Source organism: Bacteroides sp. 43_46, from assembly GCF_001915455.1.
Taxonomy (GTDB): Bacteria; Bacteroidota; Bacteroidia; order Bacteroidales; family Bacteroidaceae; genus Bacteroides; species Bacteroides caccae.
This window is the reverse complement of record NZ_MNQN01000060.1, coordinates 1-9,536: the sequence shown is the minus strand read 5'-3', so window position 1 is coordinate 9,536 and position 9,536 is coordinate 1. Positions and strand designations below refer to the sequence as shown.

The 9,536-nt window shown below is 39.5% G+C and carries 4 protein-coding genes and 1 pseudogene; 1 reads left to right on the top strand and 4 read right to left on the bottom strand.

Features of this window, described 5'->3' with window-relative positions:
* From BHV72_RS06070 to BHV72_RS06055, 4 genes and pseudogenes are all read right to left on the bottom strand, one after another.
* A pseudogene (locus tag BHV72_RS06070) lies at positions 1-185 on the bottom strand (glycoside hydrolase family 88 protein); the annotation flags it as partial.
* Between the two features lie 251 nt (positions 186-436).
* A complete protein-coding gene (locus tag BHV72_RS06065; RefSeq protein WP_286855155.1) occupies positions 437-2,989 on the bottom strand; it encodes a M60 family metallopeptidase in 2,553 nt (850 codons plus the stop codon).
* Positions 2,990-3,024: 35 nt separating this feature from the next.
* Positions 3,025-4,947 (bottom strand): RagB/SusD family nutrient uptake outer membrane protein, encoded by a 1,923-nt coding sequence (locus BHV72_RS06060; protein WP_286855153.1) that lies wholly within the window; start codon positions 4,945-4,947, stop codon positions 3,025-3,027.
* 11 nt (positions 4,948-4,958) lie between these two features.
* A complete protein-coding gene (locus BHV72_RS06055; protein WP_286855151.1) occupies positions 4,959-8,156 on the bottom strand; it encodes a SusC/RagA family TonB-linked outer membrane protein in 3,198 nt (1,065 codons plus the stop codon).
* Between the two features lie 321 nt (positions 8,157-8,477).
* Between BHV72_RS06055 and BHV72_RS06050 the strand changes: the two genes are divergently transcribed.
* Positions 8,478-9,536 (top strand): M60 family metallopeptidase (locus BHV72_RS06050; protein ID WP_286855149.1); only part of this gene is annotated, 1,059 nt, incomplete at its 3' end.

The window sequence follows — 9,536 nt, the reverse complement described above, 5'->3', positions numbered from 1 at the left end:
GCTTTTCCATTTTTTCCTTGTGCAGGGGTTTGCATCATCAAACTATATTGTTTGGTGGCGAATTCCATATTCTCTTTGATAAATGCTTTTTCTGCTTGGAGTGTTTGCGCCTGTGTCGTTGTTAGTGAACACGCCAATGCAGTGAGGATAATCAATTTTTGGGGGATTATCGATTTTTGTTTCATAAATCTAATTATATTAGTTGGTTGTTATATATTGTGAATTTTATGGTACAAAGTTATTCCTATATGAGACAAATAAGGGGATATTCTGTATATTCTAGGGGAGTTTGTGTATTTACTTTCGTTTTTAACACCATTGAAACCCGAGTCCAATTTTCATGTATCAGGCATGGAATACTATGAGAAATGTCAATTAGTTGACATTTCTCATAGTTTATTATTTAAGTAGCTGCAATTTAATATTGAATATCTTTTTAAATTAATGGGACTACTTTTGATTCGCCTGTGACAGATATTGCGCGTATTTCGATATTAGTCGGCCATACTGCTAGATTCATATTAAATGCAGCTTCTGTCCCGACATATACCAACTTGGAGGTATCTTGGTCATATACTTCAAATGCAACAGCATTGCTAAATCCACTGACAGAAATGAGTTTTGTTTCTCTATCTAGTGTAGCGTTACCGCTTGTCCCCATTGATAAGTTACCTTTAAATATATGCTCATTCTTCTCCGTGATGTACCAGAAGGCGTGGGTTGGTTTCGGCAAGCTCAGTTCTGCAATTCGCTTTTTGGCAGCAGCCAATTCTGCATCACCTATTTTGAATACACCTTTAGTTCCGTAGTCAGTAATTTCGGTGTTAACTTTACGTAAAAAGCCCCATTTTTCAAAAAACTCACTTAAGTCTATACCTGAAACTTTACTGCAAATATACGGAAACTCTACTTGGTATTCCCAAGCTTGTTTTCCCGTCACAGTGTTGTTACGTATATATTCATAGACATCTGCATAGAATTCTGTGTTACCCAGCACATAAGCTATATACAATTGTAATTGCCAGAACGGAACCAATTGGCAGAATACATCAGCCGTGCCCTTTCCATCTATTTTACCCACTTGGATATGCGGTGCTCCGCTGAATGCCGTAGTCATGGCATTAGGATAATATCCCTTCAGCCATAAACGGGAGTCACCACTATTGATACGCTGCATGTACATAGAATGAATATTATTAGTCACTTCGGTCATACCTGTCCATTTTAGTCCTGGACGGGTTTGATTGCTGTGTCCCACTTCGTGCGATGGTCCCCAACTATCAGCTTTCAACTGTGCTAAATTACAAAGCCCGTTTATCGTACCTTTACTGTACCCTGTGTGATAGGTTGTAGAATACATATAAGAATCATTATACATCACGCTGAAAAGCATACGGTTCTTGAACATCTTATCATATTTCACCAGTCCCATTAATACTTGCTCATTATATACTAAATCATCATAAAATTTCACCCACTCTATCGGATTTTCTACTTGTTTCAGATTTTCTACGGGAAATATAATATGTGCATACTTGCCTAGCACATCCAGACATCCTACAGAGGCATTTGCCAACAACTTATTCCAGTTTTCCATAGTACCACTATCTTTCTGTGTGTCAAAATAGCCATTTACTTTTCCTGCTGTGAAATGCATTTTGACAGGTTGTGCAGTTGCATAGTTCTCTGTATGATAAGCTACATATAGTAAACCTTTCTGCTCCATATTGATTACATTTGTCCCCGGTCTCAATGAATATGTTTTACGGGTTCCGAATCCGTCTTTGCCGGGTGTATCAAAGTCAATAAGCATTAATGATAATTCTTGGTCGTGCATATCACCCACCATTACCACCATTTGTTCATTTGCTTCTACCGAAATTCCGGTAGGATTGTCCAATAGGCTATATTGCGTAGTTTTATTTTGTTCCGCATCTTTATCAGGATGCCTCCAGGCCTTAAATTCTGCAATACGGTAATTAGTCTCGTAGCAATCATAGTACATATACAAAGCTATATTTCTAAAAAAAGGATATGGACATGCTTCAATTTCTTCCAACGTAATACCGTTTTTCAGTTTACTGCAAAGCTCATCAGCAAACAGAGTAGAGGTATCGAAGACTTGGGAACTTTTCCCATAAAGCTCGATTTCCTGAAAAGCCACATACATATCTTTTTCAGTTACTGTATGGATGAGTATCTTCACAGTATGGGGATGTTTTACCGACTGGTTGAAATAAATAGTTTTAACTTTGTTGTCACTCTCTACACAATCGTACTTTTCTTTCACCAGAATAAAGTTTTCAGGTTCTTCGGCTGTGGAAACATAAATATCAATTACGCCTACCCGACCGTTCCGATAACTTACACGCGGATAAAAAATCATATAGTCTATTTGCTCGTCTTCACCGGACAAAAACAGTTTCAATTCGTGAGGAAAGTCATCTTTTCTTTCATCTACGGTACCGTATCCGGCCCATTTTGTATTCCAAGGAGTAACAAATAATTTACTATCACTTTTTACTCCGTCATAAATCGCTTCAGTTCCTTTCACGTGTTCATTCGGCCCTTCAGAATTTGATCCGTGTTTAGACCATGCACTTTTTATTTCCAGCTGTTTATCAGCCATATCAGCCAACCCTGTCTTATCTTTATCAGCAACATATGTTTTTAGTCCATTTTGTACCACTTTGACTATTGTTCCCGAACCATTCAGACAAATCTCTCCCGAGCGTCCTGATTTAGAATAATATTTCGTAACTTCGAACTTGAACAAATGATGTCCGTTATTATATATATGCTCTTTCAATGTTATCCATTCCGGATAAACAGGCGTCAACTCCTGTGGGGCTTCAGCGCTAAATTCCACTGTTCCTCCTTCTGCCTCTAATGTAAAAGCGGATTTATACAACCACACACGATCATCATCATCCTTGCATCCAACAAGGAATAAGATACATAATAAAGGTAATAAATATCGTATATTCATAATTATTCGTTCTTTTGGCATTTATAATCAGTTTCTTAATTATAGAACGGGTTTTGTATTACTTGCGGTGTTTTCTGCGTTTCATCATAAGGAATCGGCATCAGATATTGCCCTTTGTGGAACCTTCTCAATAAATCCAATTCAACAACTTTTAGAAAATCTTCGTCCGTTTCACCCAATGTATTTAATCCTTTTACAGGAACTCCTAAGAACTGTTCTGCAATTTTCCAACGACGAATATCATAGAACTGATGTCCTTCCATATAAAGCTCTAACATACGTTCACGACGTACTATTTCCATTAGATTCTCTTTGTTTTCGTAATATTTCGGTTGCGTAGAATAATTGTCCCAAGCATCTTTTACCCCCGGTATGCCGGCACGTGTACGTATCACGTCCAGATTGTCAATGCATTTGTCTATTTCACCCAATGCTGCATAAGCTTCCGCTAAATTGAGGTAAAGTTCTGCCATGCGGAAAAGCGGTAGCGGATATTCTACTACGCCAGTAGTGAATGACGGGGGAAGCAGTTTCTTGTTATTGTATCCGGTCACGGAATAGTTCAATGTTTGTGGAGCACCTCCTTCATTTTTTCGTCCCTGTGCTTTGCCAAATCGCAAGTCCAACACAACTGCTCTGTCACCGTTGTTCTTTCCCGGAGTTGCACCATTATATTGCCCTATTTCAAAATAACCGCCTTGGAAACCGACATTGGCATAAAAACGGGGTTCTCTGTCACAGTGTAGCCGCAATGTCTTCATTCCTGAGTTGTCGGCGGTATAACCATTTCCATCTACGTCATCCGGCATAGTTACGATAGCATAAGGATCACCATAATTCTTGTCGTATTCTACAGGGAGCCCATTTTTTGTATAAAAACGTTCTACTGATTGGAAAGTAGGCACAATGCATCCCTGCACTTCCCCAATATATCCTTTGCTTTGTTTTAGAACTGAACGGCGCTGATAACCATAATTGCCTTCTTTGCGGGTATCACACCAAATGACTTCCGGATTGTCTCCACCTTTAGTATCAAGTACGCAATAACGTACGCGGCGTTCTGCCTTATTTTTTGAGAATCCCGGTTTGTTGGCACTAGGTTCTCCTGCTTCAGCGTCGCCATACAGATGGAAATTAGCATCCTTCATCTCTTTGATAGCTTGTTCCGTCACTTCGACCACTTTTCGCCATTTATCCTCGCTATATTGTTGGGAAATTAAGTTTCTTCCGTCTATCGGACTTTTAAAATCAGCATACCAGTCATTTCCGTTAAAAAGCGGTGAAGCTGCATAAAGATACATACGGGAACGTAATGCCAGTGCCGTATAATAAGTAATACGTCCATATTCATCTCCGGGATGTTCCATTGCCAATCCCGGGAGTGCTTTTTCTATCTGTTGGTCGATAAATGTCACTACTTCGTCATAAGAACTACGTTCAGGGTAATCGTCAAGCGGCATATCCAAATCAAATGCTTGGCGCATGATCATTGTCGGACCGTAAGCACGGAGAGAAATGAAATGATAGTAGCCAATCAAATATTCAGCTTCTGCCCGGTAATGTTTCAGTTCTTCCGCACTTAATTCTGGCATTTCTTTCATTTTATCCAGTGCATCCAAGAAACGGTAACATTGTCCGATGCCGTCCCATACCCGTTGCCACGTATAAGAAGTCATACCAAGATTAGTAGGCCCATAATCTCCTTCATTGAAAGTTGAGAATGCCTCTTTACGGAAATATGATGTTTCCTCAGCACAAATCATATCATAAGATGCTGTCAGAATCTGCCGGGTAGTAGGTAAATAAGAATAACAAGAAGCCAAGAATTCTTTTATTCGTCCCGGCGTGGAATAAGTATCTTCTTCTTTCGTTCTCTCTTCGGGCACAATGTCCAGGTAATTGCATGAAGAACACAACATCAATGCCAATAGTCCGATATATATATAATTTTTTTTCATTGTATCGTCTGTTATTTAAAAGTCATTTGAAAACCTAAGTTAAATACACGCTGTGTCGGATATTTCAATCCATTACCACCGCCCATTTCTGGATCCCACTCCTTAAACGGGGAGAAGGTTAGCAAGTTAGATCCACTCAAATAGAAACGCATATTCTTAAACGTATATCCTAATTCTGCATTTTTCAATTTCAAGAATGCAGCATTCCGCAACCAATAGTCTGAATATTCTGTATTATGGGAGTTCGATTCAACAGAAAGACGCGGATACTTGGCGTTAGGATTCGGATTGGCTTCCGACCAATAGTCATCTGCAATAAACTGGCGTACATTAGTCAATGTCGTATTTCCAAACGGATGAATGCCACTCATCATTAATGAAACACGTGCTGCTCCTTGAAAGAAGAACGAACAATCCCAGTTTTTCCACTTGATAGATGGACCGAATCCGTATATAATCTCCGGATTAGTGGGATATCCCATATACACTTTATCATTATTGTCTATGATGCCATCTTTCTCACCATATACATTTGGTTGATCCAAATACCAAATATCACCTGGTAAAACAGGAAGTCCTTTGCCTTGGTTGGGAGCATTCTTGATGCTTTCCTCATCCGGGAACAGTCCGTTACTGACCCACCCCATTAGCATATCAACAGAATGACCGACTTTCGATTTCCACGGATATTCTAGGAATGAAGGTTCATCCTGTTCCAACACTGTATTATGTGCATAAGTAAATGTGCCCTTGAAAGAGACGAATAGGTCTTTGTTTATCTGTTTATTATAGTCAAGTGAAAACTCAATACCTTTATTTTCCATTTTTCCGGTATTAGCATAAATAGTAGCTCTTGTTAATCCTGAATATTGCGGAATACTACCTGTGCGACTCATAAATATGTCAGAACGGGTTTCTTTGAAAATATCGACATTCAGGTTAAGTGCATTAAAGAATTGCATGTCCATACCAATGTTCCATTTTTCACCAGTCTCCCATGTCATCTCATTATTTTGATAACGTTTCCACAACGGGCCTTTATAAGTTTTATTTTGATTCACTCCAAAAGTATAATCGTAAGGGCTGCCTGCTAATGTTATATCAGATAGATAAGCAAAGCGTCCTGCACCCGTATCGTCATTACCGACCAATCCCCATGAAGCTCGTAGTTTCAACTTTGAAACGTAGGGACGAATATTGTCCCAGAATTTTTCTTCAGAGATGTTGTATCCGAGGGCGAATGAAGGGAAGAAACCGAAGCGTTTGTTTTTGGCGAAGTTTTCCGAACCATTGTAACCGAAATTCATTTCGGCCAGATATTTTCCATCGTACATATAAGATGCACGACCGGCGATACCTTGCTTCCGTTTGGGGAGTGACTCCAACAATGTGCTAGGTTCTAGTACATTATATTGATTTTGATTATAGAGAAACATTACATTGAGATCGTGCACGTCATTAAATGTATGCTGATATTCAAGCATAGCTTGCAAATAAAGTTTACGATCACCAGTTGCACTCTTATCATAATTCAACTGTGTGGAGTTTTCTGTTCCGTTCACACGTTTTAATGCAAACTCCATTGTTTCACGATCATAATCAGTAATAGCGAATTTATTATATTTACTTGTCTGTTTATTTACTGACTGTGACCAATTCTTGAAAGAAAACAAACCCGAAAAACGAAGCCCTTTCAAAAGCATATCCAGCTTTTGTTCCAGCTTGAAGTTTGCAGTCACTGTAGTGTCAAACTGTTTTTTATATCCGGTCACATATTCTGCTACGGGGTTACGGTAACCATCTTCATACGGTCCACCAGGTTTGTCTCCCCACAGTACTCCGTTATAATTGGCATACATACCTGCGGGATACATTATAGGAAAATCTACCGGATTGGAGATTTGCGATAATCCAAAAATATCATTTGTCGACTTTTCCGGCCCTTTCCAGTCACGGATAGAAAGGTTCAATCCCAATCCGATCTTTGTAGTCGGAGTCACTTTTACGTTCAGATTGTTAACGAATTCGTAGTTAAAGTAGTTGATGTTATTGTTATAAGAAAAATAGTCTTTACTGATGGAACGTAAATTTCCATCGCTATGACGGAAACTACCGCTCATGAAATAGTCCATTTTCTTATTACCACCGCGAACATTAAAATTAAAACGTTGTGCGTAAGAGTTCTTCTTGAACATCTCATTATACCAATCTACGTTAGGATAGATATACGGATTTTTTCCGGCGATAGTTCCGGCTATTTTCTCCCAACTATAAGGAGTTGCACTCGATCCTGGTCGGGAAGCTGCTTCATTGTACATATTCATATAAGTGACGCCATCCACCATTTCAGCTACATCCGACATTTGACTTACTGCCGTCTCTAAACGGAAATTAATCACCGGCTTTTCCAAATTCTCCCCACTTTTTGTTGTTACGATCATCACGCCATTTGCACCACGTGTACCATAGAGGGCGGTAGCTGTAGCATCTTTTAAAATTGAGAAACTTTCGATAGCTTCAGGATCAAGACGGTTCAATTCACTACCCGAAGCTTCTACACCGTCAATTACGATCAATGCTCCCGTAGCACCGCTAAAAGTGGATTTACCACGAATCCAAAAGTCAGCACCGTCTGCTCCCGGTTCACCACTACGTTGTACGGCAATTACTCCCGCCATACGTCCAGCAAAGGCAGAAGAAAGGCTGGAAGAAGGTATTTGTAGTTCTGCCGGTTTGATTTGTTCTACCGAGCCCACCATTGAAGCTTTCTTCTGTCCGGCTCCAAAAGCGGTAACTACGACTTCTCCTAATTGGGCAGTCGATTCATATAGTTCCACCGCATACATTTTCAGATTGGAAACTGTAAGTTCTTTCGAGTCATATCCTATGTAAGAGATGACTAATACATCATTTACCTGACAGTTAATAGTAAACTCACCATTCATATTGGTGACAGTCCCTGTGTCTTGCCCTTTTAGCTTTACAGTACCACCAATAATAGGTTCTTTTGTCATACCATCATAGACTACGCCTTTTACGGTAGTCTTTGTGTTTTTCTGTTGTTCTATTTTATATACCTCTCCTTCATTGTTCAAGCGCATATCTTCTGCTAAAACCGGAGTTGCACATAAAAGAAATGAAAAAGGCAATACGGTTCTCATCTGATAAAGTGCCCGTTTTGTCCCGAGTGTCATTTTTTCTATTCGCATTTTATTATTATTAAAGGTTAAAAGATGATTGTGAAAATTATGTTACGCCGCAAAGTTATTTTTATATATAATAAATAGAGGGATATTTTGTCTATTTTGAGGGGAGTTTATGTTTTCCCTTTTGCTTTTAACGTATTGTGCGGTGAGGGGCTTTTTGAAGGCGTAAATTATTTCCTCCTCAGATGATATGTTAAAATGGGCTTTTTTATGGAAAAGACAATTTCTGTACCTTGAATAGCTGGAATTTCCTCCCTGTTTAAACAATTTTGTCCATCTTTGCATTGGCTAAATAATTAAGTCTTTACCTAAAATAGAACTTTTATGAAAATAGTACGAATTTGGACGGTTGCTGCCTTATGCAGCATGGGAAATCTGCTTTATGCGCAGACTTCTTCTTATTCAACGCAACAGATAGCTAAAGATTTGGAATATTTTACAGACTGGACAGCGGCTTCGCTTCCCGAAGGTTTCAAAAGTAAACAACTGAAGTGTTTCGGTACATCGTTGATGAAAGAGTTGGCGGCTAAACTGTTGGATAATACTTACCAATCACGTTACTTGCTACACTCATACAAACCTATTCCTTCCAATAAGGTGTTAGCACAGCAAATGAAACTTTATAGTGGTTATAGTCGCTATGAGAATGTTACTGGTGTTTATCTGGAACAAGGTGAGAATGTGGTATTGGTGGGAGATTTACACGGACGCAGCGTGGGGTTACTTATTCCTGATTGGATGCGTCAACCTACTCCAGGTTATCCACCGACAAAAGATCCGGAAGGCTGGGGGCTGAAGAAGCAAGAAATACCTCTACGCGAAGGCGTCAATGTTATCTATGTAGAGAAAGCGGGGAATGTCTATTTGGACTATTTTGCCGATGATCCTGATATGGCTCCTGAAATTACTGTTCATTTTGTTACAGGAAAAGAAAACGGCTATTTTGATGCTACTGTGCAGAGCAACGATGACTGGAACCGCTTGTTGGATAATGCCGTTAGCCCTATTATGGATGTTAAGTCCAAGTATATGCAGATAGCTTATCCCGTGAGTCAACTGAAGAAACTGGCCTATGGTAAAGGTCGGGAACTGGCAGAAAATTATGATAAGATAATGCAGGTACAATATGATTTCTCGGGTGCTACAAAATATAATCGTATTCCTAAGAAACGTATTTTGGCCCGTGTTAACTTTAACTATTTTATGTTTCGTGATGGTGACGGTGTAGCTTTTGAGGGTACAGATGGCACTATGAAGGCTGCGATAGGTCCGGAAGTGGTAACCAACTGGGGTATTCATCATGAGATAGGACACGTGATGCAGATGCGTCCTTGGCTTACTTGGGGAGGAATGACAGAAGTGAGCAATAATCTTTTCTCCATG